Genomic DNA, 26,520 nt, shown 5'->3' with positions numbered 1-26,520 from the left:
CTGCGAAACGTGATGGCGACGACAAAACGAAATTTCACTCGCCTGGGGGAATATTCTATTCCATCATGGACGCTTATTATGAATTAAAAATTCCAGAGGGACAAAAATGAATCTTGGTACCTTAGTGTCTGAAACCCGTAACCCGCAAACGATGGATCTGGATGCGTTGCCTACTCCTGAATTAGTTAAGCGTTTTAATGAACAGGATACGCGGGTAGCGGAAGCGGTAAAAGCCACTCTGCCTGACGTTGCGCGTGCGGTGGATGCCGCTGTGGCGGCGCTGAAGTCTGGCGGACGTATCATCTATATGGGCGCGGGCACCAGTGGTCGGCTTGGCGTACTGGATGCCTCAGAATGCCCCCCGACGTTTGGCGTTCCGCACGGTCTGGTCGTCGGGCTGATTGCCGGTGGGCCGGGCGCGTTGCTGAAGGCGGTCGAAGGCGCGGAAGACAGCCAACAGGCAGGCGAAGACGATCTTGTCGCGCTAAATCTGCAAGAACAGGATCTGGTCGTGGGGCTCGCGGCGTCGGGTCGTACACCCTATGTGATTGGCGGCCTGCGCTATGCGCGACAGTCCGGTTGTACCACTGTTGCCGTCTCCTGTAATCCAGATTCGCCTATTGCGCGGGAGGCTAATATCGCCATTTCGCCCGTTGTCGGGCCGGAAGCGCTTACCGGCTCCACGCGGCTGAAATCCGGCACCGCGCAGAAAATGGTACTCAATATGATTTCTACCGGCGCGATGGTGAAGTTCGGCAAGGTCTATCAAAACCTGATGGTGGATATGAAAGCCACCAACGTCAAACTGGTCGATCGCGCGTGTCGGATGGTCGTTGAAGCGACCGGGATAGGTCGTGAAGAGGCGGAAACGTTGCTGAAACAGACCGATTTTGAGGTTAAGCCCGCCATTTTGATGGCGCTTACGGGGCTGGATGCTGCAGCCGCCAGGGAAAAACTCGCCGCTCATCAGGGCTTTTTAAGGGCGGCGTTAGAACACTAAAGAGGTGTGTATGGATAAGACGGCAGCGCTCGCCAGCGACATTTTACGTGGTATCGGCGGAGAGCAAAATATTCTGCGCCTGGAAAACTGTATGACGCGAGTCAGGGTGGAGGTACAGGACGACAGCCAACTGGATATTCCGCGCTTAAAAGCGTTGCCTGGCATCAGTGGATACGTAAAGCAAGGGGAGCAACATCAGCTGATCGTTGGGCCGGGGAAGGCTGCACAGGTGGTTGATGCGATGCGCGTGCAGATTGCCGCAGGTGGTGTAAAGCCGGATGACGCTATGGCGCGTACCAAATCCGAGGCGAAAGCGAAGTATAAAGCGCCGATGAGCGATGCGTTGCGTAAGCTGGCGAATGTTTTTATACCGCTTATCCCCGCCTTTATCGCATCCGGCTTGATTACCGGCATTATCAACATTCTTAAACGTCCGGATATCGTCGGCGATGTTGCCGTCCACTATCCTAACCTGCTGGGCCTGATGGGGATATTTGGTAGCGCGGTGTTCGCTATCATGAACATTCTGGTTGGCGTCAATACCGCGAAAGTCTTTGGCGGATCGCAGGCGTTAGGCGGCGTGATGGCGGGGATCCTTTCCAGCCCGCAACTGGCGCAGATTACGCTCTTTGGCGAGGCGCTTCAGCCGGGACGGGGCGGCGTTATCGCCGTCCTGCTGGTGGTGGCGTTAATGTGCTGGATTGAGCGCCAGTTCCGTAAGCTGCTGCCGGGGTCGCTGGAGTTAATTCTTAACCCTTTATTGACGACTGTTATCACCGGCGCGGTAGCGATTGTCGCTCTGCAACCGCTTGGCGGCTGGATTTCAGACGCTATCGCTCACGGCGCGTCCTGGGCTATCGATCGCGGCGGTTTTCTGGTGGGCGCGGTGCTAGCCGGAACTTTCCTGCCGTTGGTACTGACCGGGCTGCATCAGGGGCTGGTGCCTATTCATGTGGAGCTGGTGCAAGCGCACGGCTATAACGCGCTGTTTCCCATCCTGGCGATGGCGGGCGTTGGTCAGATAGGCGCGGCCATTGCCGTACTGATGAAAACCCGCAATGCGCGGCTCAAAAAGGTGATTAAAGGCGCGCTTCCGGTCGGACTGCTGGGGATTGGCGAGCCGCTGATTTTTGGCGTCACGCTGCCATTGGGTAAGCCATTTATTGGCGCTTGCCTCGGCGGCGCGGTAGGCGGGGCGTTGATCAGCTACTGGAAAGTGGCGACGGTAATTACCTTTGGTATTTCCGGTTTGCCGCTGGCATTAACAATTGTTGCCGGAAAAGTCCTGTTCTATCTGTTAGGCTATTTAATAGCGGTAATTGCCGGGTTTATTTTTACCTGGCTGCTGGGGTTCAATGATCCAGAGGAGTAAGGTTTGGTCAGCCACGAGCGTCGTGTCGTCTTTTTTGATTTGGATGGAACGTTACATCAACAGGATATGTTCGGCAGTTTTCTGCGTTATTTGCTGCGCCGTCAGCCGCTAAATGCGCTGCTCGTACTGCCGCTGTTGCCCATTATCGGTATCGGTTTACTGGTAAAAGGGCGTGCGGCCCGCTGGCCGATGAGTCTGTTATTGTGGGGCTGTACTTTTGGCCATAGCGAAACGCGTTTGCAGGCGCATCAGGCGGATTTTGTCCGTTGGTTTCGCGCTAACGTCACGGCGTTTCCGGTAGTACAGGAGCGTCTGACCACCTATCTATTGAGCTCTGACGCGGATATCTGGCTTATTACCGGTTCTCCGCAATCATTGGTAGAGCAAGTCTATTTTGATACGCCGTGGCTGCCGCGCGTTAACCTCATCGCCAGCCAGATGGCGCGACGGTATGGCGGCTGGGTATTAACCGTGCGCTGTCTGGGCCATGAAAAAGTCGCGCAACTGGAACGTAAAATCGGTACGCCGCTGCGTCTTTATAGCGGCTACAGCGACAGCAAACAGGATAACCCGCTGCTTTATTTTTGCCAGCATCGCTGGCGGGTGACGCCGCACGGCGAGTTGCAGCAGCTCGAATAGTGAAACGCATAGCGTCTGTGTATAATGCCGCCCGCTTTCATTACCGGAGTTACCTCTTTGTCTGATGTCGAATTAGATCACGAATACTGGATGCGCCACGCGCTGACGCTGGCGAAACGCGCCTGGGACGAACGCGAGGTTCCGGTTGGCGCGGTATTGGTGCATAACCATCGCGTCATTGGCGAAGGCTGGAACCGACCCATTGGCCGCCACGATCCTACTGCGCACGCTGAAATAATGGCGCTGCGTCAGGGCGGTCTGGTATTGCAGAATTATCGGTTACTGGATACCACGCTGTATGTCACACTGGAACCCTGTGTGATGTGCGCAGGCGCTATGGTGCATAGCCGCATTGGACGCGTTGTCTTTGGCGCGCGCGATGCAAAAACCGGCGCGGCCGGATCGCTAATTGATGTGCTGCACCATCCGGGAATGAATCACCGGGTCGACATTATTGAAGGGGTGCTGCGCGATGAATGTGCGACGCTGCTCAGTGATTTTTTCCGTATGCGTCGTCAGGAAATTAAAGCCCTGAAGAAAGCCGACCGTGCGGAAGGCGCGGGGCCGGCAGTATAGCGCAATGCCGGATAAGAGGTTGCGCGTCGCCATCCAATAAGACCATCGCGCTATTTTTCTTCTTTCTTCTGCGGCGTAAACAGTAAAGACGGCGAATGCGTCAGGTAGCCTGATGACTGCGATAAAAACGACAGGAAGGGGAAGGGTGCTTTATTCAGCTCCTCCGGCGACACCGCCGGGTAATCCTGCGCCAGTTTCATAGCTTCCGCTTCCTGCTTTTCTTTTTCCTGCAAATACCCCACCAAACTTATCTGGTATTTACGGATATTTTCCACATAAGCATAAGCCTCATGTCCACGCGCGTAACCGTAGGTTAACTTACTGTAATACGGTTTTTGGCTTAATAGCGGCAAACGCTGCTTCACATCGGTCCAGCTATCCGGATTGCCTTTGGTTTTTACCGTCAGCGATCTGGCATCGAGCATGTGCGCATAACCCATATTGTAGGCGGCTAAGGCAAACCAGATACGCTCGTCTTCCGGAACGGTTTCGGGAACTTTAGCCATCATATCTTCAAGATAGCGAGCGCCGCCGCTGATGCTTTGCTCCGCATCGGTACGGTCGGTCAGCCCCAGACTTTGGGCGGTATTTTTAGTCAGCATCATCAGGCCGCGCACGCCGGTTGGCGAGGTCGCCAGCGGGTCCCAGTGTGATTCCTGATAAGAAATCGCCGCCAGCAGGCGCCAGTCTATCTCTTTGGCATATTTTTTAAATAACGGTTCCAGCTCCGGCAGGACGTTATCTACCGCTCGCAGGAAAGAGCGGGTATCAACGTAGTCGAAATCATCGCCATGTCCCAGATATTTCTCTTCGATCCGCGCCAACGACCCGTCTTCATTGATCGAATTGAAAAAATCGAGCAGCGCGGCGGAGAGCGTATTATCGTCGTCCAGTCGGCTAAACCAGGTCACGGGCTGTTCATCCGTGACATCCAGCGCCACGGCCAGCTCGGGATGAACGCGCTGAAACAGACTGATCGCCACTGAATCGGCAATGGTGTAATCCAGTTTGCCGCTGATGACCTCTTCCAGCAGCGTCGTCGAGCCTTTTTTATCATCCACTTTCCAGCTCAGGTCGGGAAACTTTGTCTCTTTTAAACGCTGTAAGTCATTGACCACGACGTGCCCTGGCGCAATGGTAAGCTGATTCTCGTTAACGGTCGCCAGCGAACGTGGGCGATATTGTCCGACCCGGTAGACGAGCTGTTGCGAAACCGAGTAATACATGGGACCGGGCTGATAGTTTTTAACGCGTGCGCTGTCGTAGACCAGCCCTGCCGCGAGCAGGTCGGCATTGCCGTTATCCAGATCGTCAAACAACTGGCTGATATTCTGGCGCACCGTCACTTTCAGCTTCACGCCGAGATAGTTGGCGAACTGCTGCGCCAGTTCATAGTCCAGACCATATTTTTTACCGTTGATAACGGAATAGGTTAATGGCGAGTCGATCGTACTGACGCGCAGTATCCCCCGGGCTTGAATCGCGGCGATATGGTTTTCGGTTTTACCGAACCAGGGGATTGAGGGCCAAAGGGCTGCTGCCAGCAGCAGCGTCAATATGCCGATGAACAGATAATTAATCTTTAATTTTTTCAATTAGTTAATTCTCTGGATCGTGCGTTGCCTCGGGCTGAAAAAGATGTTTTGCTGCAATAGATAAGTCATTAATGAGCGGCATTTTGCGTAACAATGCGCCAGTTGGCAACTTATTCGCAACGATAGCCGCACCGTATGACAAGAAAAAGCGGTGATTTTATTTCTACGCAAACGGTTTCGTCGGCGCGTCAGATTCTTTATAATGACGGCCGTTTCCCCCCTTGCGCACACCAAAGCTTAGAAGACGAGAGACTTATGATGGAAATTCTGCGTGGTTCGCCTGCACTGTCTGCATTCCGTATCAATAAACTGCTGGCGCGCTTTCAGGCTGCCAACCTCCAGGTCCACAATATATACGCTGAGTATGTCCATTTTGCTGACCTGAACGCCCCGTTAAATGATAGCGAGCAGGCGCAGCTTACCCGTCTGTTGCAATACGGCCCGGCGCTTAACAGCCATACGCCGGCGGGTAAACTCCTGTTGGTCACACCGCGTCCTGGTACCATCTCCCCCTGGTCTTCAAAAGCAACGGATATCGCCCACAACTGCGGCCTGCAACAGGTTGATCGGCTGGAGCGCGGCGTAGCGTACTATATCGAGGCTTCGACGTTGACGGCGGAACAGTGGCGACAAGTGGCCGCAGAGCTGCACGACCGTATGATGGAGACGGTGTTCTCTTCTTTAACCGATGCGGAAAAACTGTTTATCCACCATCAGCCTGCGCCGGTTTCCAGTGTCGATCTGCTGGGAGAAGGCCGTCAGGCGTTAATTGACGCCAACCTGCGTCTTGGTCTGGCGCTGGCGGAAGATGAAATCGACTATTTGCAGGAGGCGTTTACCAAACTGGGGCGCAACCCGAACGATATCGAATTGTACATGTTCGCCCAGGCGAACTCCGAGCACTGCCGCCACAAGATTTTTAACGCCGACTGGATTATCGACGGTAAACCGCAGCCGAAGTCGCTGTTTAAAATGATTAAAAACACCTTCGAAACCACGCCGGACTATGTGCTCTCTGCCTATAAAGACAATGCCGCGGTGATGGAAGGATCTGCGGTGGGGCGCTACTTCGCCGACCACAATACTGGCCGTTACGATTTTCATCAGGAGCCCGCGCACATTCTGATGAAGGTCGAAACGCATAACCACCCAACCGCCATCTCTCCGTGGCCGGGGGCGGCGACCGGTTCCGGCGGCGAAATTCGTGATGAAGGCGCCACCGGGCGTGGCGCGAAACCAAAAGCCGGGCTGGTAGGCTTCTCCGTTTCCAACCTGCGTATTCCGGGCTTTGAACAGCCGTGGGAAGAGGATTTTGGCAAGCCGGAACGTATTGTCACCGCGCTGGATATCATGACCGAAGGTCCGCTGGGCGGCGCGGCGTTTAACAACGAATTTGGTCGCCCGGCGCTGACCGGTTACTTCCGTACTTATGAAGAGAAAGTGAACAGCCACAACGGCGAAGAGCTGCGCGGCTACCATAAGCCGATCATGCTGGCGGGCGGGATCGGTAATATTCGCGCCGATCACGTGCAGAAAGGCGAGATCGTCGTGGGCGCGAAGCTGATCGTCCTTGGCGGCCCGGCGATGAATATCGGCCTCGGCGGCGGCGCGGCATCGTCAATGGCTTCCGGCCAGTCTGATGCGGATCTCGATTTTGCCTCTGTTCAGCGCGACAACCCGGAAATGGAACGCCGCTGCCAGGAAGTGATCGACCGCTGCTGGCAGTTGGGCGACGCTAACCCAATCTTGTTTATCCATGATGTGGGCGCGGGCGGTCTCTCCAATGCGATGCCGGAGCTGGTGAGCGACGGCGGGCGCGGCGGGAAATTCGAACTGCGCGACATTCTTAGCGACGAGCCGGGCATGAGCCCGCTGGAAATCTGGTGTAACGAATCCCAGGAGCGCTACGTACTGGCGGTCGCGGCTGACCAGTTGCCGCTGTTCGACGAACTGTGTAAGCGCGAACGCGCGCCGTATGCGGTCATTGGCGATGCTACCGAAGAACAGCATCTCTCGTTGCATGATAACCATTTCGACAATCAGCCGATCGACCTGCCGCTGGATGTCCTGCTGGGCAAAACGCCGAAAATGACCCGCGATGTGCAAACATTGAAGGCGAAAGGCGATGCGCTGAACCGCGCGGATATCACGATTGCCGACGCGGTAAATCGTGTTCTGCATCTGCCGACCGTGGCGGAAAAAACCTTCCTTGTCACTATTGGCGACCGTACCGTCACCGGTATGGTGGCGCGTGACCAGATGGTTGGCCCGTGGCAGGTCCCGGTGGCTGACTGCGCGGTCACTACCGCCAGCCTCGACAGCTACTACGGCGAAGCGATGTCGATTGGCGAGCGCGCGCCGGTGGCGCTGCTGGACTTTGCCGCCTCCGCCCGTCTGGCCGTCGGTGAAGCGTTGACTAACATTGCCGCGACGCAGATTGGCGATATCAAGCGCATTAAGCTTTCCGCTAACTGGATGGCGGCAGCCGGTCATCCTGGCGAAGATGCCGGTTTATATGACGCGGTTAAAGCGGTGGGAGAGGAACTCTGTCCGCAGCTTGGCCTGACGATTCCGGTGGGCAAAGATTCGATGTCGATGAAAACCCGCTGGCAGGAAGGCAACGAACAGCGCGAAATGACCTCGCCGCTGTCGCTGGTGATTTCCGCGTTTGCCCGCGTGGAAGACGTGCGTCACACCCTTACGCCGCAGCTGTCAACGGAAGATAACGCCTTGTTGCTGATCGATCTTGGCAAGGGCCACAACGCGCTGGGCGCAACGGCGCTGGCGCAGGTCTATCGTCAGCTTGGCGACAAACCCGCGGACGTGCGTGACGTCGCGCAACTGAAAGGCTTCTATGACGCCATGCAGGCGCTGGTCGCTGCGCGTAAATTACTGGCCTGGCACGACCGTTCCGACGGCGGTCTGCTGGTGACGCTGGCCGAGATGGCCTTTGCCGGCCACTGCGGCGTGCAGGTCGATATCGCCGCGCTGGGCGATGACCATCTGGCCGCACTGTTCAACGAGGAGCTGGGCGGCGTGATTCAGGTACGCGCTGAAGACAGAGACGCGGTCGAAGCGCTGTTGGCGCAGTACGGTCTTGCTGACTGCGTCCACTACCTTGGTCAGGCCCTGGCTGGCGATCGCTTTGTGATTACCGCTAATGACCAGACGGTATTCAGCGAAAGCCGCACTACGCTGCGTGTCTGGTGGGCGGAAACCACCTGGCAGATGCAGCGTCTGCGCGACAATCCGCAATGTGCTGATCAGGAACATGAGGCGAAAGCGAATGATGCCGATCCGGGCCTCAACGTGAAGCTGTCGTTTGATATTAATGAAGATATCGCCGCGCCGTACATTGCGACAGGCGCACGACCGAAAGTCGCTGTACTGCGCGAGCAGGGGGTGAACTCTCACGTGGAGATGGCGGCGGCGTTCCATCGTGCGGGCTTTGACGCGATTGACGTCCATATGAGCGACCTGCTGGGCGGTCGTATCGGTCTGGGCAACTTCCATGCGCTGGTGGCTTGCGGCGGCTTTTCCTACGGCGACGTGCTGGGGGCGGGCGAAGGCTGGGCGAAATCCATTCTGTTTAACCATCGGGTGCGCGACGAATTCGAAACCTTCTTCCATCGTCCGCAGACACTGGCGCTGGGCGTGTGCAACGGTTGCCAGATGATGTCGAATCTGCGCGAGCTGATCCCGGGCAGCGAACTGTGGCCGCGGTTTGTACGTAACCATTCTGACCGCTTCGAAGCCCGCTTCAGCCTGGTGGAAGTGACGCAAAGCCCATCGCTGCTGCTGCAAGGAATGGTAGGCTCACAGATGCCGATTGCGGTTTCCCATGGGGAAGGGCGCGTTGAGGTACGTGACGATGCGCATCTTGCCGCGCTTGAGAGCAAAGGCCTGGTCGCTCTGCGCTACGTTGATAACTTTGGTAAGGTGACTGAAACCTATCCGGCTAACCCGAACGGTTCGCCGAACGGCATCACGGCGGTGACGACCGAAAACGGTCGGGTGACGATTATGATGCCGCATCCGGAACGCGTATTCCGCACCGTCGCCAACTCCTGGCACCCGGAAAACTGGGGCGAGGATAGCCCGTGGATGCGTATCTTCCGTAATGCGCGTAAGCAGCTTGGTTAATTAGCCCGATAGCCATTAAGCCCCTATTCACGAGGGGCTTTTTTGTAGACGGCGCTTATCAGGCCCACGGGGAAGCGCGGTTGAAGCTACCGTCTTGAACGTCAAGCGGTAGGCCGGATAAGGCGTTTACGCCGTCATCCGGCAATAAACTAGTGCTTATGCCGCAAGATTAAAGTGTCGGGAAATCCCGACATGAGTGGGGGATAGGTTGTCGCCAAAAAGAGATATTTAACTATTTGATTTTAAATTGTTTTATTTTTAGGTGTTGCAGGTGTTGCTGATTGGCGACAGAAAGGGCAAAAAACAGACAGAGCCATTTTTAGCATGAATAACGATATTTTTCATATCTATCATTGTGTTAACAAAGTCTTTTGAATGTTGGCACAATTACTGCATAATGATAACCAGTGGCTCATTCACCTTCTTATGTCAGCCCCTTAGGGACGCGCTACATAAACTTCGAATGACGCACAACAAGGTGCCTGCCGTCCAACTTCTGATAATAGCGTAGCTTTATCAACCTCCGGGCGAAACGTCGAGTTAGGCACCGCCTTATTCCATAACAAAGCCGGGTTTAGCCCGGCTTTGTTGTATCTGGCGCTTCCCTCGGTTAGCATCTTTTTTATTCTTCTTTTATGTGAGCGACACGTTGAAGCGCTGGTCTGTTTTCCCCCGTTCTTTACGACAATTGGTCATGCTGGCCTTTTTGCTGATCCTGCTGCCGTTGCTGGTTCTGGCCTGGCAGGCGTGGCAAAGCCTTAACGCGTTAAGCGATCAGGCTGCGGTGACTAACCGCAGCACGCTTATTGACGCCCGGCGCAGCGAGGCGATGACCAACGTCGCGCTGGAGATGGAGCGAAGCTACCGACAGTATTGTGTGCTTGACGATCCGACGCTGGCAAAAGTGTATCAAAGCCAGCGTAAGCGCTATAGCGATATGCTGGACGCCCATGCCGGCGTCTTGCCGGATGATAAGTTGTATCAGGCGTTACGCCAGGATTTAAACGCGCTGGCGCAATTGCAGTGTAAAGATAGCGGCCCGGAAGCGGCAGCGGCCGCGCGTCTGGAGGCCTTTGCCAACGCGAATACGGAAATGGTGCAGGCGACGCGTACTGTGGTTTATTCGCGTGGGCAACAGTTACAACAAGAAATCGCCGAGCGCGGACAATTTTTCGGCTGGCAGGCGCTGGTGCTATTTCTGGTGAGCCTGGCGATGGTGCTACTTTTTACCCGCATGATTATCGGGCCGGTGAAAGGAATTGAACGGATGATTAATCGCCTGGGCGAAGGCCGTTCTTTAGGGAATACCGTCACCTTTACCGGTCCGCGTGAATTACGATCGGTGGGGCAGCGCATTATCTGGCTGAGTGAGCGTCTGGCGTGGCTGGAATCCCAGCGCCATCAGTTTCTACGTCACTTGTCCCATGAGCTGAAAACCCCGCTGGCCAGTATGCGCGAGGGGACAGAGCTGCTGGCCGATCAGGTGGTTGGGCCGCTGACGCCGGAGCAAAAAGAGGTGGTCGATATTCTGGATGACAGCAGTCGTAATTTACAAAAATTGATTGAGCAATTGCTTGATTACAACCGGAAACTGGTAGACAGTGCCACAGAGCTGGAAGCGGTCGATATCGCGCCGCTTGTGGATATGGTGGTTTCCGCCCACAGTTTGCCTGCCCGCGCTAAAATGATGCATACCGATGTCGACCTGGAGGCCGAACGCTGCATAGCAGAGCCCATGTTGCTGATGAGCGTGCTGGATAATCTCTATTCCAACGCGGTGCACTATGGCGCTGAATCCGGTAACATTTGTATCCGTAGTCGCTCTCAGGGCTCCACGGTTTATATCGATGTGGTTAATAGCGGCGAGCCGATTCCGCAAACCGAAAGAGAAATGATTTTTGAGCCTTTTTTCCAGGGAAGCCACCAGCGAAAAGGGGCGGTAAAAGGCAGTGGGCTAGGGCTGAGTATCGCCAGAGATTGTATTCGTCGAATGCAGGGAGAGATCCAACTGGTGGATGACAAAGCGCAGGAAGTCTGTTTTCGCATCTCGCTGCCGCTGCCTGCATCTGACAAACACTAATATGAATTTAAGCCTGGTGCGTATGTCACACGTTTTCGTCCAAACTATTAAACGATGCCTTTTGCGGTGGGGAATACCGGTGGGCATATCGTGTCTGGCGCTGACCGCATGTGTTCCCCATGCTTCACAGCAACTGCCCGGTAGCGCAGCGCAGGACACGCTCCCCCATTATCAACTGGCGGATTATCTCCCGACGGCGTGCGCGGATATCTGGTCGCTACGCGGGCAGGCGGTGGAGACGAATCCGCTGTACTGGCTACGCACGATTGACTGCGCCGATCGTCTGATGCCGGTTCAGTCGCGCGCAGAGGCGCGCGCGTTGACGGATGATAACTGGCAAAATGCCTTCAGGCGCGGGATTTTACTGGCGGATGCAAAAATTACGCCGCCGGAGCGGCGCGCCATAGTGACCCGTCTGGAGGCGTTAAGCGCGCAAATACCGGCTCAGGTACGGCCCGTCTACCAAATCTGGCATGACGGTCAGGCGCTGCAATTAGCACTTTCTGCCGAACGTCAGCGTTATAGCAAGCTCCAGCAAACGTCAGATAGTGAGCTTGATGCGCTGCGCCAGCAGCAACAGGCCTTGCAAACGCAGCTCGATCTTACCACCCGTAAGCTGGAGAGTTTAACCGATATTGAGCGCCAGCTTTCGACACGAAAACCGGCAGGGAATTACAACGCCGATACGTCGCATACGAATGACAAACCCGCGACGTCTGAAGATGGCGCGGCGCCGTCGCCGTCACAAGATGAGGTAACGCCATGATAAGCCGTAAACCGGCGCACCTGCTGCTGGTCGATGACGATCCCGGATTACTGAAATTGCTCGGTATGCGCCTGACCAGTGAAGGATACAGTGTAGTGACCGCAGAGAGCGGCCAGGAAGGACTGCGGGTACTGCATCGGGAAAAAGTGGATCTGGTAATAAGCGACCTGCGCATGGATGAAATGGATGGTATGCAACTGTTCACAGAAATTCAGAAAGTACAGCCGGGAATGCCGGTTATCATTCTGACGGCGCATGGTTCTATTCCGGATGCGGTGGCCGCTACCCAGAAAGGCGTATTCAGCTTTTTGACGAAGCCGATCGACAGAGACGCGTTATATAAAGCGATAGATGAAGCGCTGGAGCAGTCCGCTCCCGCGACGGACGATAGCTGGCGCAACGCTATCGTTACCCGTAGCCCGTTGATGCTGCGACTGCTTGAACAGGCGCGCATGGTCGCGCAGTCGGATGTCAGCGTATTGATTAACGGACAAAGCGGCACCGGGAAAGAGATTTTCGCACAGGCGATTCATAATGCCAGCCCGCGCAGTAACAAGCCGTTTGTCGCCATCAACTGCGGCGCGTTGCCGGAACAGTTGCTGGAGTCCGAATTATTCGGCCATGCGCGCGGCGCCTTTACCGGCGCAGTGAGCAATCGTGAAGGGTTGTTCCAGGCGGCGGAAGGCGGCACGCTGTTTCTGGATGAAATTGGCGATATGCCCGCGCCGTTACAGGTGAAGCTGCTGCGGGTGTTACAGGAGCGTAAAGTCAGGCCGCTGGGCAGCAATCGCGATATTGATATCGACGTGCGAATTATTTCCGCGACGCACCGCGATCTGCCGAAGGCGATGGCGCGGGGCGAATTTCGTGAAGATTTGTACTACCGGCTGAATGTCGTGAGCCTGAAAATTCCGGCGCTGGCGGAGCGTACCGAGGATATTCCGCTGCTGGCTAATCATCTGCTCAGACAGTCGGCACAGCGGCATAAACCGTTTGTTCGCGCCTTTTCTACTGATGCAATGAAACGGCTGATGACGGCAAGTTGGCCGGGCAACGTGCGCCAACTGGTCAACGTCATTGAACAATGCGTGGCGTTAACCTCTTCGCCGGTGATCAGCGATGCGTTGGTCGAGCAGGCGCTGGAAGGCGAAAACACCGCGTTGCCAACTTTTGCCGAAGCGCGAAACCAATTTGAACTGAACTATCTGCGCAAGTTACTGCAAATTACCAAAGGTAACGTGACGCACGCGGCAAGGATGGCGGGGCGCAACCGCACGGAATTCTATAAGCTACTCTCCCGCCACGAACTGGATGCGAATGATTTCAAAGAGTAGTTTTCATGCCGTAAAGTAGCGCGAAATATGTTACGTTTAACCGATCAAAACACAGGCGACCTTTTCAAGGAATAGCATGAAAAAGATTGATGCGATTATTAAACCCTTCAAGCTGGACGATGTCCGTGAAGCGCTGGCCGAGGTAGGTATTACCGGGATGACGGTCACTGAAGTCAAAGGCTTTGGCCGTCAAAAAGGCCACACCGAGCTGTATCGCGGCGCGGAATATATGGTGGATTTTCTGCCGAAGGTAAAAATTGAAATCGTTGTGCCTGACGACATCGTGGATACCTGTGTTGACACCATCATTCGTACCGCGCAGACGGGGAAAATCGGCGACGGTAAGATCTTTGTCTTTGATGTCGCCCGCGTTATTCGTATCCGTACTGGCGAAGAAGACGACGCGGCTATCTGATGTGCCGATTCGCTGCCCGTCCCCTCCTTGTGGGCAGCGAACCACCGTTTAATCGCCCTGCGGTAGCGCCGATGTAGTCCGGGTGCAAACCCATCTCAGGCCGACAATGGCGACGATCAGCGCCACGCAACTTAGCGTCCACTCGCCCATTTGCGAGAAAAAGTGTCCGTAGGCGGCTACCGCCGTATCACTAATTTGCGATTCCGTGGTTTGTTGCGCGACGACGCCAGCCAGCCAGTTAGCGACCGCGCCGGTCGCCAGCATATAAATACCGGTCAGCACGCCCGTGACGCCAGGCAGGTTGAGGCGGGTAATTTGCGCCATCGCGACCGGATCAATAAACAGCTCTGCAAAGCCCATCAGTGCCAGCCCTGCGATCATCATTCCCATTGATGCCTGCCCGTCTAACCGGGCCTGATGCGCGTTTAGCGCCAGCAGCATAAAACCGCCGCCCATTAATACCAGCCCCACGGCAAATTTAAGCCAGACGCGCAGCACCGAGCGGGCGCTCTCTTTCGGGCTGCTCAGCCACGCCAGCACCACGCCCGCCGCCATCACCGCAATCGCATTGACCGACTGGAACAATGCGGTGGGGACGGTCATATTCAGCCAGTGGCGGTTGACAAAACGGTCGATGAATAAACTGATCGAACTTCCGCCCTGCTGCGCCAGAACCCAAAAGAGAGTGCCGGTGATCATTAACAGAACGATTTGCCACAAGGCGCGACGGTGTTCGGGAAATTTAACCATAATACGGGCGATAAGTTGCGCCGCGAAGACGCAGACAATGGCCAGCACATAGCCAGACCAGTTATTTTCCAGCAGGAGGGTGAAGAATACCGGCGCGATACACAGCATTAATACCAGCCAACCCCAGGTTGGAAGGGCGAATTTAACCGCCCGCAGCGCGGGGCGATTAACCCCACGCGTCTGCTGAAAGTGGCGATGACCGCTTAAAAAGATGAGCAGGCCGATGAACATTCCCACGCCCGCCAGCGCAAAGCCGACATGCCAGCCATACCACTGCGCCGCCAGACCACAGGCGATCGGCGCGGCTATCGATCCAATATTCCCGGCGGCGTAGAGCAGCGAGAATCCCCCGTCGCGGCGGTTGTCATCAGGGGCGTAAAGTTCGCCCAGCAGACAGCTAATATTGGATTTAAACAAGCCGTAGCCGCAGATAATAATGGCCAGCGCCGCATATAAACTCAGCGTTGAATCAGATTCTAAGCCCAATACCACATGACCCAGCGTCATCAATAAGGCGCCGGTGATAACCGCCACGCGGTTGCCAAGCAGGCGGTCGGCAAGCCAGCCGCCAAGAATAGGGGTAACGTAAACTAAAGAGGCGTAGGCGCTGAAGAGGTTGATCGCGTGGCTGTCATTAAAACCAAGCTGGTGGGTAAGATAAAGGATGAGTAAGGCACGCATGCCGTAAAAGCTGAAGTATTCCCAAATTTGAATCGCCACGATGTAAAAAATCGCGCGCGGTTGTGAGGGTGTTTTCATAAAGTCTCCTTGCTGCGTGAAAAAAGGGAAGTGGCAAGCCACTTCCCTTTGGTACTTATTTCGTATTTTCTTTCAGCACTTTAACGGTGTAACGTCCGTCTGCCTGACGATAGGCGCCGTGGATATCGGTTTCGAAGCCCGGATAGTGGGCGCCGATTTCGCACAGCATTTGCAGGAATTCCAGTACCGGACGGCTTTCCTCGGTGATCATTTCACCAGGCATCACCAGCGGCACTCCCGGAGGGTAAGGAAGGATCATGTTGGCGTTGACGCGTCCAACCATCTCTTCAAGATACACCTCTTCCGTTTCGCCATGCAGCTCTTTCTGGAACGCAGTATACGGCGTCATCACCATTTTCGGCAGCACTTCAAACGCACGGTACATTAAGTCCGGCAGATTATGATGTTCGACCAGTTTATGAATATTCTGCGCCAGTTCCTGGATGCGCATATTTTCATAAAACTCAGGCGCTTCGCGGTACAGTGCCGGCAGAATGTTTTTGACGCGCAGGTTCAGGTCAAAGGCGCGTTTAAATTCAGTGAGCGCGCGCAGCAGGCTCAGAGCTTTGGTTTTGTCGATACCAATGCTGAACAGGAACAGCAGGTTGTATGGACCGGTTTTTTCTACGATGATGCCGCGTTCATCGAGATATTTGGCGACCAGACTTGCCGGAATACCGAATTCATCCATCGTACCGTCTTTCTTCATCCCCGGCGTCAGGATAGTGACTTTGATCGGGTCGAGGTACATGTGTTCGTTATCGATATTTTTGAAGCCATGCCATGCGCTATCTGAACGCAGCGGCCAGCACTCAGCTCCATCGATATGTTCCGGCTGCCATACGTCAAAGAACCAGCCGTCGGATTCGCTTTTCAGGCGTTTAATTTCTTTACGGAATTTAATCGCACGTTCAATAGAGCCGTTAATCAGGCGTTTACCCGCATTACCTTTCATCATCGCCGCTGCGGTTTCAGTAGACGCTACGATACCGTAGTGCGGAGAAGTGGTGGTATGCATCATGTAGGCTTCGTTAAAGGTTTCTTCGTTAATGTCGCCTTTAACATGAATCATGGATGCCTGTGAAAACGCCGCCAGCAGTTTATGCGTGGACTGGGTTTCATAAATGATTTTGCCTTCTACACGGTCGCCGCTCATACCGCATTTACCCTGATAAATAGGGGAGAAATTGGTATAAGGCACCCAGGCGGAGTCAAAATGAATGGACTTCACATCCAGAGTTTTCTTGATGTAGTCAGTGTTATACAACAGACCGTCATAGGTTGAGTTAGTAATAACAGCATGGACCGGCCAGGTCGCGTTAGGCGTCTCTTTTACCCGTTTAGTGATAGTGGCGTGCTGGAACTCGCTTTGCGGAATACCGCCAAGAATACCGTAGGCGTTACGGGTTGGGCGGAAATAAATCGGCGTAATGTCGCTCATCATCATCAGATGGGTCAGCGATTTATGGCAGTTACGGTCAATCAGTACCGTGCTGCCTGCCGGCGCGGAGTACATACCGACGATTTTGTTCGCCGTAGAGGTGCCGTTCGTCACCATGTAGCTACGTTCGGCGTTAAAGACGCGGGCGATATACTCTTCCGCTTCTTTATGCGGGCCGGAGTGGTCCAGCAGCGAACCCAGTTCAGAAACGGAAATCGAAATATCGGATTTCATCGTGTTCGGGCCGAAGAAATCATAAAAGATGCTGCCGACGGGGCTTTTCTGGAAAGCGGTCCCGCCCATGTGGCCAGGCGTACAGAAAGTATATTTCCCTTCGCGCACATATTTGAACAGCGCTTTTGTCAGCGGCGGTAGAATATTGTCGATGTATTCATCGGTATTCTGGCGAATTTTCGCCGCGATATCGGCTGCGGCGCCTAAAGCATATTCAAAGAAGCGAACCTGCATTCTCAGATCGTTGAGGCTGACGTCCAGCGTAGAGTAGCTGTTGGCGAAGGCGTACAGCGGCATATACTCGTTCAGCTTGCTAATCTCTTCGCAAAGCTCAAGGTTATATTTATCCCAGTCGAAAATGACGCCACAAAGGCGGGAGTTATTTTCAATCAGCTTCAGCAGGTCTTCTCGGTCGTTTGGATAGACGATACGGAAATTTAAACCTTCCAGTGCACGATGCAGTTCACGAATAGGCTCTTCTTTAAAGTAGACGCCCATGTGGTTCATGATAGCAATAACGTTCATAGTCTTGTTCCTGGTAAAGTGGGCCCCTCCCGCTACGCTATAGCAGGTGACGAAAGGGGCTTTGAGAAAAAGGAGTTAGCGGTTAAAGCGCTTCAGCCGTATTGTTGTCGCTGTCGTTGTTCTGGCGCTGGTGCATTTTGCGACCGTAGAACATCAGGATGATCAGACTGACGATAAAGGTGCCGGAGAGTTCGAAGGAGCTGGCGCCCATCAGTGCGATGAAGCAAAATGCGCAGCCCAGTACAGAACAAATCAGGCTTACCGAGTTACGGATGTTGAACCCTTCGAAGCGAATCAGGTCAACACAGGAGTAGAAGTACGGCAGCATGGTAAGCAGTACGGCAATCCCGGTCAGTTCGCCGAACAGGTCGGACGCTTTACCGCCGCTGGAGTTCATGATGGTGATCAGAATCATCAGCGCCGTCATTTTCACCGCAGCCAACAGCAGACCTTTTTTCGGAATACCGTTTTTATCCATTTCACCGTAAATTTTCGGGAAGTTGCCGTCGTTGGCGGCGCGAACCCCAGCCTGGCCGACCAGCATCATCCAGGAGCCCAGAGACGTCAGGCAGGCGAAAGCGGTAAAGGCGGAAACCAGCGGCGCAGCCCAGCCACCCAGAATCGTGGAGGTACTGATAGCGAACGGCGCGCCGGAAGAGGCCATAACGGAAGCTGGGAACATCCCGGCGATAACCTGAGTCGCGGCGATATAGATGATGCCTGCCAGCGCGGTACCCAGCATGGTTGCCAGCGGTACGGTGCGTTTCGGGTTTTTCACCATGCCGGTGCTGACGGCGGCAGACTCAACGCCAACGAACGCCCACAGGCAGAGCAGAATACTTTTAACAATGGCGTGAGAGTCGGTCGTCGTGGACGTGTTCCAGTTCGCGTGATAGGTCGCGATATCGAACCAATGCCAGCCGGCGACTGCGGTCAAGACTACCGGGATCAGCACCAGGAATAGGCCAATCGTTGTCAAGCGGCTGACCCAGGCCCCACCCAGCATATTAATAAAGGTGAACAGCCAGACGATAGCAATACAGGCAATACCTGCCGGTATTGGATTATTTAATGCCGGGAAGAACGTAGAAAGATAAGAAACAGCGGTAATACCGATGGCTAAGTTACCAATCCAGTTTGCGTGATAATAAAGAACGCCGGTCTGGAAACCAAACGCCGGAGATATTTCCCCAGCATAAGCGATAGGGCCACCCTGTTGAGGGTTTTTGGTTGCCAGCCTCGCATAAACATAAGCCAGCGACATTGCCCCAATAATAGAAATTACCCAGCCCCAGATGGCAATGCCACCAATACTGGCAAGGTTGGCGGGTAATAATGCAATCCCGCTCCCCATCATATTACCGGCAACGACGCCAGTACAGGCAAATAGCCCGATCTTTTTGACAGAACTCATGTTCATTTCTCCTGAGCTGTATTTTTAAGAACCGGGCTTATGCTTCATATATGCTGCGTGCCCGTTCAACTGTCGACAAGATTAACGAATGGGTTGAGATAAGTCCTAAAGAAAAAGTGAAATAAACACAAACATGAAAAAACTGATAGATTGATTTTTTTGAATTAACATATAAATATCATGGAAAATATCATGAAAGGATAAACATCGTTTAATTACAAAGAGTTATATTTACATATCTTTGCAATGAATATGTTGCCAAAATTAACATAAGCTATTTTTGGCAACATGTTTTTCACAAAATAAAAGCGAAAAATTTAATATCTTTTCGCTTTTATTTGTCATGGTTTAGCGTTAAATTTAATCTTCTGCCAGAAAACTATTCAGATAAGGGACAATTTTCTGAACGGATGTCTGAAATACGCCGTTCTCGATCCAGTACAGAGTGTTTTCACCTGGACGTAAATTAAAGGCGGTCAGATAGGCATCAGCGGCCAGACGATTCTCACCTTTCATTTCGTAAACTTTCCCCAACAGGACATAGTTAAACCACGACATTTCAAGCTCGATGCTTTTATTGATTTCCTCATACGCTGCATCGATATCACCTTTGCCTAACAGATCGACGGTCTTGATTTTATAATAAACAGACGTTTTCTCAACGCCCGGAATTTGATCTATTTTTTTAAACTCTTCGTTCAGTGCGGCCACTTGTTCTTTATCAAACGGCTGCTGTGATTGCCGTAATACATCTACCAGCACTTTATATTCATAGGCATAGTTGAAATCAGGCGTTTCCTTAATAATGCCATTCAGAATATCGCTGGCTTTACCTAGCGCCTGCGCATCGCCGCTCAGAATAAGCTGGCGCGCCTCATAAAAACGCATCAGCGCGGTATTTTGCGGCGTTCTGAACAGGGCCAGTTGTTCTCGCATACGATTAGGCCAGGGCTGTGTTAAAACGAAAGACAGGCTATTAAACAGATCATCCTGGATGGACAACTGGTTAGTATTGGTGACGAAATAACGCTTATCCAGCATGGTTGAACCATCGGCGTTATCAATGAGCACTACAGACATAAAGCACTGCTGCGCCCGATAGTGGCGCTGATTGACAAACTGAATGGTTAACGTCTTACCGGAGCTGCTTGGCTCATTGACCCGGTAATTGGTTTTATCGTGCACCATAAAAGTCGAGTAGGTGTTCAGCAGGTCGGTGATTAAGCCGCCCAGACCGATGGCGTAGGACTCCTGCGAGACCCAGTTATTACAGGAATTGCCGCCTTCAAAACGAACATCTATATCTCGTGGGTTAAGTAATAACCGCGTTTTTGTTACCGCGGCATTATGATCTACCACCGACATCACGATAAATACCACCAGCGTCGCCAGCGAGAGCAGGAACATCACCCACGTCCAGAAAGCGGCGATACGCGGCTTTTTCGCCTTTTTAGTCGGCGTTTGCAAAGAAGCGGGCGGCACAGGCGTAGCGGCAGTAGCCCCCTCTGTCGGTTCTGCATTCGTTGCTGCGATCGGCGGCGGCGGCGACGTTGATGAATTATCGATCTCATCGCTATTTTCTTCGCACCAGATAACCGGCGCCGTCAGCTTATAGCCGCGTTTAGGTACGGTAACGATGTATTCAGCATTGCTGTCTCCGCCATCTCTTAATGATTTGCGTAGTTCAGAAATGCTTTGGGTGACAACATGGTTGGTCACGATGGTGCGCATCCAGACATGATCAATAATGTTATCCCGGCTTAACACTTCATCCGGATGATGCGCAAAATACATCAGAAGATCGATCAGCCGTGGTTCAAGAGTAATCTGGCGTCCCTGACGACTGATCTGATTAACAGAAGGTGTAACCAGCCACTCTCCAATGCGTACAACAGGTTGCTGCATAAAAAGATGCCCTAACGAGCTAAGTCAAACGTTAATAATAACACGATTTGCACAGACTTTTTTTATTCCCCTTTTTTGTAAAAGAAAGGCATAAAAAGCAGCGCAATAAGCAGGAGAACAGGGAGGAAAACGGGCGTTCGCCTTAACGATAACGCCCGTTTTTTCAGCGGATTTCTTGCAATTACAGCACTTTATGAGGGCCGAAGCATTCGTAATGAATGTTTTCGTTATTCACGCCAAGTGAAACCAGTTGTTTTGCGGCAAACTGCATAAAGCCTACCGGGCCGCAAAGATAGAACTGCATTGCCGGATCGCTGATCGCGGCTTCCAGTTTGCTTAAATCCATCAGCCCTTCGCTGTCGAAGAGGCGTTGGGCGCGATCGGCCTCAGTCGGCTCGCGGTACCAGGTATGGGCAGTGAAACGCGGCAGTGTACGGCCCAGCTCGCTCACTTCGTCGGCAAACGCATGGACGTCGCCGTTCTCCGCCGCGTGGAACCAGTTCACCTGCGCGGTATGCTGTTCTTTCGCCAGCGTATCGAGCATCGCTAACATCGGCGTCTGGCCGACGCCAGCGGAAATCAGCGAAACGGGGGTATCAGCGGCGACATTCATAAAGAAGTCACCTGCCGGCGCAGCCAGATGTACCACATCGCCTACGCTGGCGTGATGGTGTAACCAGTTTGATACCTGGCCGCCGTCTTCACGCTTCACGGCAATACGGTACCCTTTGCCATCGGGTTTACGGGTCAGTGAATATTGGCGGATCTCCTGATGCGCAAAACCTTCCGGCTTCAGCCAGACGCCCAGATACTGCCCGGGACGGTATTCCGCCACCGTACCGCCGTCGACCGGTTCAAACTCAAAGCTGGTGATCAGTGCGCTACGCGGGGTTTTCGCAACGATGCGGAAGGGGCGCGTGCCTTCCCAGCCGCCGTCTTTGCTGGCGTTCTCGTGATAAATCTCGGCTTCCCGATGAATAAAGACGTTAGCCAGTACGCCATAGGCTTTGCCCCACGCGTCCAGCACTTCCTGGCCCGGGTTGAACATTTCGTCCAGCGTCGCCAGCAGATGCGTCCCGACGATGTTGTACTGCTCCGGCTTAATCTGGAAGCTGGTGTGCTTCTGCGCGATTTTTTCTACCGCCGGCAGCAACGCCGGTAAATTTTCGATATTGCTGGCGTAGGCCGCGATAGCATTAAACAGGGCTTCACGCTGATCGCCGTTACGCTGGTTGCTCATATTGAAGATTTCTTTGAGCTCCGGGTTATGCGTAAACATACGGTCGTAGAAGTGGGCGGTCAGTTTCGGTCCTGTTTCAACCAGCAGGGGAATGGTGGCCTTTACTGTAGCGATGGTTTGTGCGTCAAGCATACGTGCTTCCTTTATGTGAAAATCTAATGATGTATATCAAATGCATCTTATAAAAATACCCTTGCATTGTAAATGGATCTTCTCTGCTTTACGTTATGGAGGTAACAACGTGAAAAATCTGCATCACAAAGCTGAAAAGAAATCCGTTGAAATTCGTCAGGCTCTCGTTCAGGAAACCCTTATCTGACGCATAGGTAATCGTTTGCGTAAAAACCTTTGTCAAGACCTGTTATCGAAGAATGATTCGGTTATACTGTTGGCCGAAGTCCCACGGACTGCCTTTTCAGGCACAAATTTTATTGTTAGCTGAGTCAGGAGATGCGGATGTTAAAGCGTGAAATGAACATTGCCGATTATGATGCCGAATTGTGGCAGGCTATGGAGCAGGAAAAAGTACGTCAGGAAGAGCACATCGAACTGATCGCCTCCGAAAACTACACCAGCCCGCGCGTGATGCAGGCGCAGGGGTCTCAGCTGACCAACAAATACGCTGAAGGTTATCCGGGCAAGCGCTACTACGGCGGTTGCGAATACGTTGATGTCGTTGAGCAGCTGGCTATCGACCGCGCGAAAGAACTGTTCGGCGCCGACTACGCTAACGTGCAGCCGCACTCCGGTTCTCAGGCTAACTTCGCTGTTTACACCGCGCTGCTGCAGCCGGGCGACACCGTTCTGGGTATGAACCTGGCGCAGGGCGGCCACCTGACTCACGGCTCCCCGGTTAACTTCTCCGGTAAACTGTACAACATCGTACCTTACGGTATCGATGAGTCCGGTAAAATTGACTATGACGAGATGGCGAAGCTGGCCAAAGAGCACAAGCCGAAGATGATTATCGGTGGCTTCTCTGCCTACTCCGGCGTGGTTGACTGGGCAAAAATGCGTGAAATCGCTGACAGCATCGGCGCATACCTGTTTGTCGACATGGCGCACGTGGCGGGCCTGATTGCCGCAGGCGTTTACCCGAACCCGGTTCCGCACGCTCACGTTGTCACCACCACCACCCACAAAACCCTGGCGGGTCCGCGCGGCGGCCTGATCCTGGCGAAGGGCGGCGATGAAGAGCTGTATAAAAAACTGAACTCCGCCGTCTTCCCAAGCGCGCAGGGCGGCCCGCTGATGCACGTGATCGCGGGTAAAGCGGTAGCGCTGAAAGAAGCGATGGAGCCGGAGTTCAAAGTTTACCAGCAGCAGGTGGCGAAAAACGCCAAAGCGATGGTGGAAGTGTTCCTGAACCGCGGCTACAAAGTGGTGTCTGGCGGCACTGAGAACCACCTGTTCCTGCTGGACCTGGTGGATAAAAACCTGACCGGTAAAGAAGCTGACGCCGCGCTGGGCCGTGCTAACATCACCGTGAACAAAAACAGCGTGCCGAACGATCCTAAGAGCCCGTTCGTGACCTCCGGTATCCGTATTGGTTCTCCGGCGGTTACTCGTCGCGGCTTCAAAGAAGCGGAAGTGAAAGAGCTGGCTGGCTGGATGTGTGACGTGCTGGACAACATCAATGATGAAGCCACCATTGAACGCGTGAAAGCGAAAGTGCTGGATATCTGCGCCCGCTTCCCGGTTTACGCGTAAGCGTTTGTGTTGTGTAAATGGCCCGATGGCGCTGCGTCTGTCGGGCATTACTTATGCGCCATAACGTGACGCCGCCGGAAGTCATTATCCGGCGGCGTTGCCGTTTGAACTTCTCCCTCCGCCTGTTAACCTTATGTTACCCTTGCCAGCGCAACCGTTTACCGCCAGACTATCGCCTCCAAACGGGAGGGAATCATGGCATTGCATTCCACGCGCTGGCTGGCGCTCAGTTATTTCACCTACTTCTTTAGTTACGGTATTTTTCTGCCCTTCTGGAGCGTCTGGCTCAAAGGTCTTGGGCTAACGCCGGAAACCATCGGTCTTCTGCTGGGCGTGGGTCTGGTCGCGCGTTTTCTCGGTAGTCTGCTCATTGCGCCTCGCGTAAGCGATCCTTCGCGGTTGATCTCCGCGCTGCGCGTACTGGCATTGCTGACGCTGGTATTTGCGCTGGCATTTTGGGCAGGAACGCATGTCGCGTGGCTAATGGTGGTGATGGTTGGGTTTAACCTCTTCTTTTCACCACTGGTGCCGCTGACCGATGCGCTGGCCAATACCTGGCAAAAGCAAATTACCCTGGACTATGGTCGGGTGCGGCTGTGGGGGTCCATCGCCTTCGTGATAGGGTCGGCGCTGACCGGTAAGCTGGTGAGTTTATACGATTACCAGGCGATTCTGGCGCTACTGACGCTCGGCGTCGCCTCGATGTTGCTGGGTATGTTGTTACGTCCCAGCGTGCCGCCGCAAGGGGAAAGCCGTCAGCAGGAGAGCGCAGGCTGGCCCGCCTGGCGTACGCTGGTGGCACAAAGTTGGCGTTTTCTCGCCTGCGTCTGTTTGCTGCAAGGGGCGCACGCCGCCTACTACGGTTTTAGCGCCATCTACTGGCAGGGGGCTGGCTATTCAGCATCGGCGGTCGGCTATTTATGGTCGTTGGGCGTGGTGGCGGAAGTGATCATTTTCGCCCTGAGTAAAAAGCTATTTCGCCGGTTTAGCGCCCGCGACTTGCTGTTGCTTTCCGCTGTGTGCGGCGTGGTACGCTGGGGACTGATGGGCTGGAGTACGGCGTTTCCGTGGCTGATTGTGATACAAATCCTGCACTGTGGCACGTTTACCGTTTGCCATCTGGCCGCCATGCGCTATATCGCTGCGCGTCAGGGAAGCGAGGTGATTCGTTTGCAGGCCGTCTATTCCGCTGTGGCGATGGGCGGCAGCATCGCGATTATGACGGTATTTGCCGGTTTTCTGTATCAACATCTGGGCGGCGGCGTGTTCTGGATTATGGCGCTGGTGGCATTGCCCGCTATCTTCCTTCGGCCCAAAGTGGTTGCCGCGTCATGATTCCAGGATCTTGCGGATCTGCTGCTGTTGGTGCTCTGTGAGGGTGCGATCCGCATGAATTAATGGCGGTGAGAAGAGCGGTAGCGGCGTGGCGTAAGGGGTAACAATCAGCGCTACGCCGCGCGGGCATCCCTCTTTTTGAAATGCCTGGAGCGATAGCCGTCTGATATTCAGCGGCAACAGGGGCAGTTCACGCAGTTGCTGCTCAATATGCGTCTCCAGCGCATCATTTTTATCCGCTAACAATACGATCTGTCTCTCATGCAAATCGTTATCCTGCATTAGCCAGGCGACGAAAATCACTGCCACCAGCCCCGTCTCTTCCTCGGAAAAGTGGATACCATATTCGGCTTCAAACCCGGCGAGCGCCTCACGTGTGGTGCGAACCAGACGCGGATAAAGACGGTTGAACTCTTCCGGAAGCGTATTATCGATGCCAATCGTGAATAAACTTCGGTTCAGCGCCTGGGCGAGATGGACATACAGCTGATCGTTAAGCCCTTGTTCGTCGCTGAAGCGTACGTTCCCTTTTTCTCGAAAGCGCAGCACCAGCCGCGCCACCTCCAGTCGCAGTTGCTGCGCCCGTTGATGCGTGTCGCGAATCGGGTCGGGGAGGCGAATCATTGAAAACAGTAACGCCATAAACAGCGCTTCATTGAGCGGTGCGGCCTGCATCACGTGGCGCTGCCAGTGACGACCAATTTCCTGGGCGAGTGGATATTCCGCGCACGACTGCGCCCAAATCTGCTGCACAGGGTTGAATTCCGGGGTGATGCCGGCATGGTGTTGTAGCAGACAATACTGTAAAAAGAGACGCAGGAACTGCACGTCGCGATGTTCAAATGGTTTTTGCAACCGGCGGGCGCACAGATTGATGAGCGCGTGCAGATTAATATCGTCATACAGCGGACGCGCGATACCGCGCTGCTTTAGCGCGTTTTTTAAGGCCGGGGTAAACTGTTGCGTGACGAAGGTCGGGCATAAACGCAGGCCGCGCCTGAGCCAGTGTAAAAGGCAAAGGCGCTGATCGAGTGCTGTACCTTCGATCCGATAGCAACCGTTCTGGCATGTTGTGATGGCAAGGCGATGATAGCGCTGGATCTCCAGGCTTGTCTCAGTGATATCCTCACGGGCAGTATCATCATCAACGCCATTAAGCGCGCTGAAGATTTCCACCGTGGCAATTGGCTCCGGCTGGAAAAGCGTCAGCAATACCTGACAGCGGCGCTGGGGAGCGGAAAGTACAGATGGTGGGGCAATTGTCGGCATCATCTGTCAGGTCTCCCG

General features: G+C 54.0%; 19 protein-coding genes. 11 read left to right on the top strand and 8 right to left on the bottom strand.

Annotation, left to right across the window (positions count from 1 at the left end; all coding sequences use genetic code 11):
- Positions 1 to 106: 106 nt before the first annotated feature.
- From murQ to tadA, 4 genes are read left to right on the top strand one after another with little or no spacing between them, the layout of a single operon-like run.
- On the top strand, positions 107 to 1,000 hold the full coding sequence (gene murQ / locus N7E69_RS02295; RefSeq protein ID WP_001048537.1) for an N-acetylmuramic acid 6-phosphate etherase: 894 nt from the start codon (positions 107 to 109) through the stop codon (positions 998 to 1,000).
- Between the two features lie 10 nt (positions 1,001 to 1,010).
- On the top strand, positions 1,011 to 2,372 hold the full coding sequence (locus tag N7E69_RS02290; protein WP_000361647.1) for a PTS transporter subunit EIIC: 1,362 nt from the start codon (positions 1,011 to 1,013) through the stop codon (positions 2,370 to 2,372).
- A 3-nt stretch (positions 2,373 to 2,375) separates the two neighbouring features.
- Entirely contained in the window at positions 2,376 to 3,011 is a 636-nt protein-coding gene (gene yfhb, locus N7E69_RS02285) for a phosphatidylglycerophosphatase C (protein ID WP_000253558.1), read from the top strand.
- Positions 3,012 to 3,035: 24 nt separating this feature from the next.
- Positions 3,036 to 3,587 (top strand): tRNA adenosine(34) deaminase TadA, encoded by a 552-nt coding sequence (gene tadA, locus N7E69_RS02280; protein WP_001134563.1) that lies wholly within the window; start codon positions 3,036 to 3,038, stop codon positions 3,585 to 3,587.
- Positions 3,588 to 3,637: 50 nt separating this feature from the next.
- Here the strand turns inward: tadA and mltF are convergent, their stop codons facing one another.
- The gene (gene mltF, locus N7E69_RS02275) at positions 3,638 to 5,182 is read right to left on the bottom strand and encodes a membrane-bound lytic murein transglycosylase MltF (RefSeq protein WP_000734241.1); all 1,545 of its coding nucleotides are present in this window, start codon (positions 5,180 to 5,182) and stop codon (positions 3,638 to 3,640) included.
- Positions 5,183 to 5,416, bottom strand: coding sequence for a hypothetical protein (locus tag N7E69_RS02270; RefSeq protein ID WP_001747289.1), 234 nt, complete (start codon positions 5,414 to 5,416; stop codon positions 5,183 to 5,185). It lies immediately after the preceding gene.
- 21 nt (positions 5,417 to 5,437) lie between these two features.
- Here N7E69_RS02270 and purL point away from each other — a divergent pair, with 21 nt between their 5' ends.
- From purL to glnB, 5 genes are all read left to right on the top strand, one after another.
- Positions 5,438 to 9,325 (top strand): phosphoribosylformylglycinamidine synthase, encoded by a 3,888-nt coding sequence (gene purL, locus N7E69_RS02265; protein WP_000970028.1) that lies wholly within the window; start codon positions 5,438 to 5,440, stop codon positions 9,323 to 9,325.
- 649 nt (positions 9,326 to 9,974) lie between these two features.
- A complete protein-coding gene (gene qseE, locus N7E69_RS02260) occupies positions 9,975 to 11,405 on the top strand; it encodes a two component system sensor histidine kinase QseE/GlrK (RefSeq protein WP_001676035.1) in 1,431 nt (476 codons plus the stop codon).
- 1 nt (position 11,406) lies between these two features.
- Positions 11,407 to 12,171 carry a two-component system QseEF-associated lipoprotein QseG gene (gene qseG / locus N7E69_RS02255; protein ID WP_001054240.1) on the top strand — a complete coding sequence of 255 codons (765 nt, stop codon included), beginning with the start codon at positions 11,407 to 11,409 and terminating at the stop codon, positions 12,169 to 12,171.
- Positions 12,171 to 13,505: a two-component system response regulator GlrR gene (gene glrR, locus N7E69_RS02250; protein WP_024131115.1), complete on the top strand. Its 1,335-nt coding sequence runs from the start codon at positions 12,171 to 12,173 to the stop codon at positions 13,503 to 13,505. The genes qseG and glrR overlap by 1 nt, the downstream gene beginning before the upstream one ends.
- Before the next feature lie 76 nt (positions 13,506 to 13,581).
- Positions 13,582 to 13,920, top strand: a complete 339-nt coding sequence (gene glnB / locus N7E69_RS02245) for a nitrogen regulatory protein P-II (protein WP_000717694.1) — start codon at positions 13,582 to 13,584, stop codon at positions 13,918 to 13,920.
- A gap of 48 nt (positions 13,921 to 13,968) precedes the next feature.
- On the opposite strand, the gene dtpD is transcribed toward glnB, so the two are convergent.
- The 5 genes from dtpD to hmpA all read right to left on the bottom strand — a co-directional run bounded on the left by dtpD (position 13,969) and on the right by hmpA (position 22,320).
- Positions 13,969 to 15,429, bottom strand: coding sequence for a dipeptide permease DtpD (dtpD, locus tag N7E69_RS02240; RefSeq protein WP_000856793.1), 1,461 nt, complete (start codon positions 15,427 to 15,429; stop codon positions 13,969 to 13,971).
- Between the two features lie 55 nt (positions 15,430 to 15,484).
- The gene (gene cadA / locus N7E69_RS02235; protein ID WP_001100658.1) at positions 15,485 to 17,629 is read right to left on the bottom strand and encodes a lysine decarboxylase CadA; all 2,145 of its coding nucleotides are present in this window, start codon (positions 17,627 to 17,629) and stop codon (positions 15,485 to 15,487) included.
- 82 nt (positions 17,630 to 17,711) lie between these two features.
- Positions 17,712 to 19,043, bottom strand: coding sequence for a cadaverine/lysine antiporter (gene cadB, locus N7E69_RS02230; RefSeq protein WP_000100008.1), 1,332 nt, complete (start codon positions 19,041 to 19,043; stop codon positions 17,712 to 17,714).
- 360 nt (positions 19,044 to 19,403) lie between these two features.
- Positions 19,404 to 20,948 carry a lysine decarboxylation/transport transcriptional activator CadC gene (cadC, locus tag N7E69_RS02225; RefSeq protein ID WP_001187144.1) on the bottom strand — a complete coding sequence of 515 codons (1,545 nt, stop codon included), beginning with the start codon at positions 20,946 to 20,948 and terminating at the stop codon, positions 19,404 to 19,406.
- 181 nt (positions 20,949 to 21,129) lie between these two features.
- On the bottom strand, positions 21,130 to 22,320 hold the full coding sequence (gene hmpA / locus N7E69_RS02220; RefSeq protein WP_000883146.1) for an NO-inducible flavohemoprotein: 1,191 nt from the start codon (positions 22,318 to 22,320) through the stop codon (positions 21,130 to 21,132).
- Positions 22,321 to 22,644: 324 nt separating this feature from the next.
- Between hmpA and glyA the strand changes: the two genes are divergently transcribed.
- A complete protein-coding gene (gene glyA, locus N7E69_RS02215) occupies positions 22,645 to 23,898 on the top strand; it encodes a serine hydroxymethyltransferase (RefSeq protein ID WP_000919178.1) in 1,254 nt (417 codons plus the stop codon).
- Between the two features lie 195 nt (positions 23,899 to 24,093).
- A complete protein-coding gene (locus tag N7E69_RS02210; protein WP_001173728.1) occupies positions 24,094 to 25,233 on the top strand; it encodes a 3-phenylpropionate MFS transporter in 1,140 nt (379 codons plus the stop codon).
- Here N7E69_RS02210 and csiE read toward each other — a convergent pair.
- The gene (csiE, locus tag N7E69_RS02205; RefSeq protein ID WP_001751209.1) at positions 25,228 to 26,505 is read right to left on the bottom strand and encodes a stationary phase inducible protein CsiE; all 1,278 of its coding nucleotides are present in this window, start codon (positions 26,503 to 26,505) and stop codon (positions 25,228 to 25,230) included. The genes N7E69_RS02210 and csiE overlap by 6 nt on opposite strands.
- Positions 26,506 to 26,520 lie beyond the last annotated feature (15 nt).

Origin of the sequence: Salmonella sp. 3C, assembly GCF_025426275.1 — a bacterium.
In the GTDB taxonomy this organism is placed as follows: Bacteria; Pseudomonadota; Gammaproteobacteria; order Enterobacterales; family Enterobacteriaceae; genus Salmonella; species Salmonella enterica.
The sequence above is the reverse complement of the archived record's forward strand: the minus strand, read 5'-3'. Positions and strand labels throughout refer to the sequence as shown.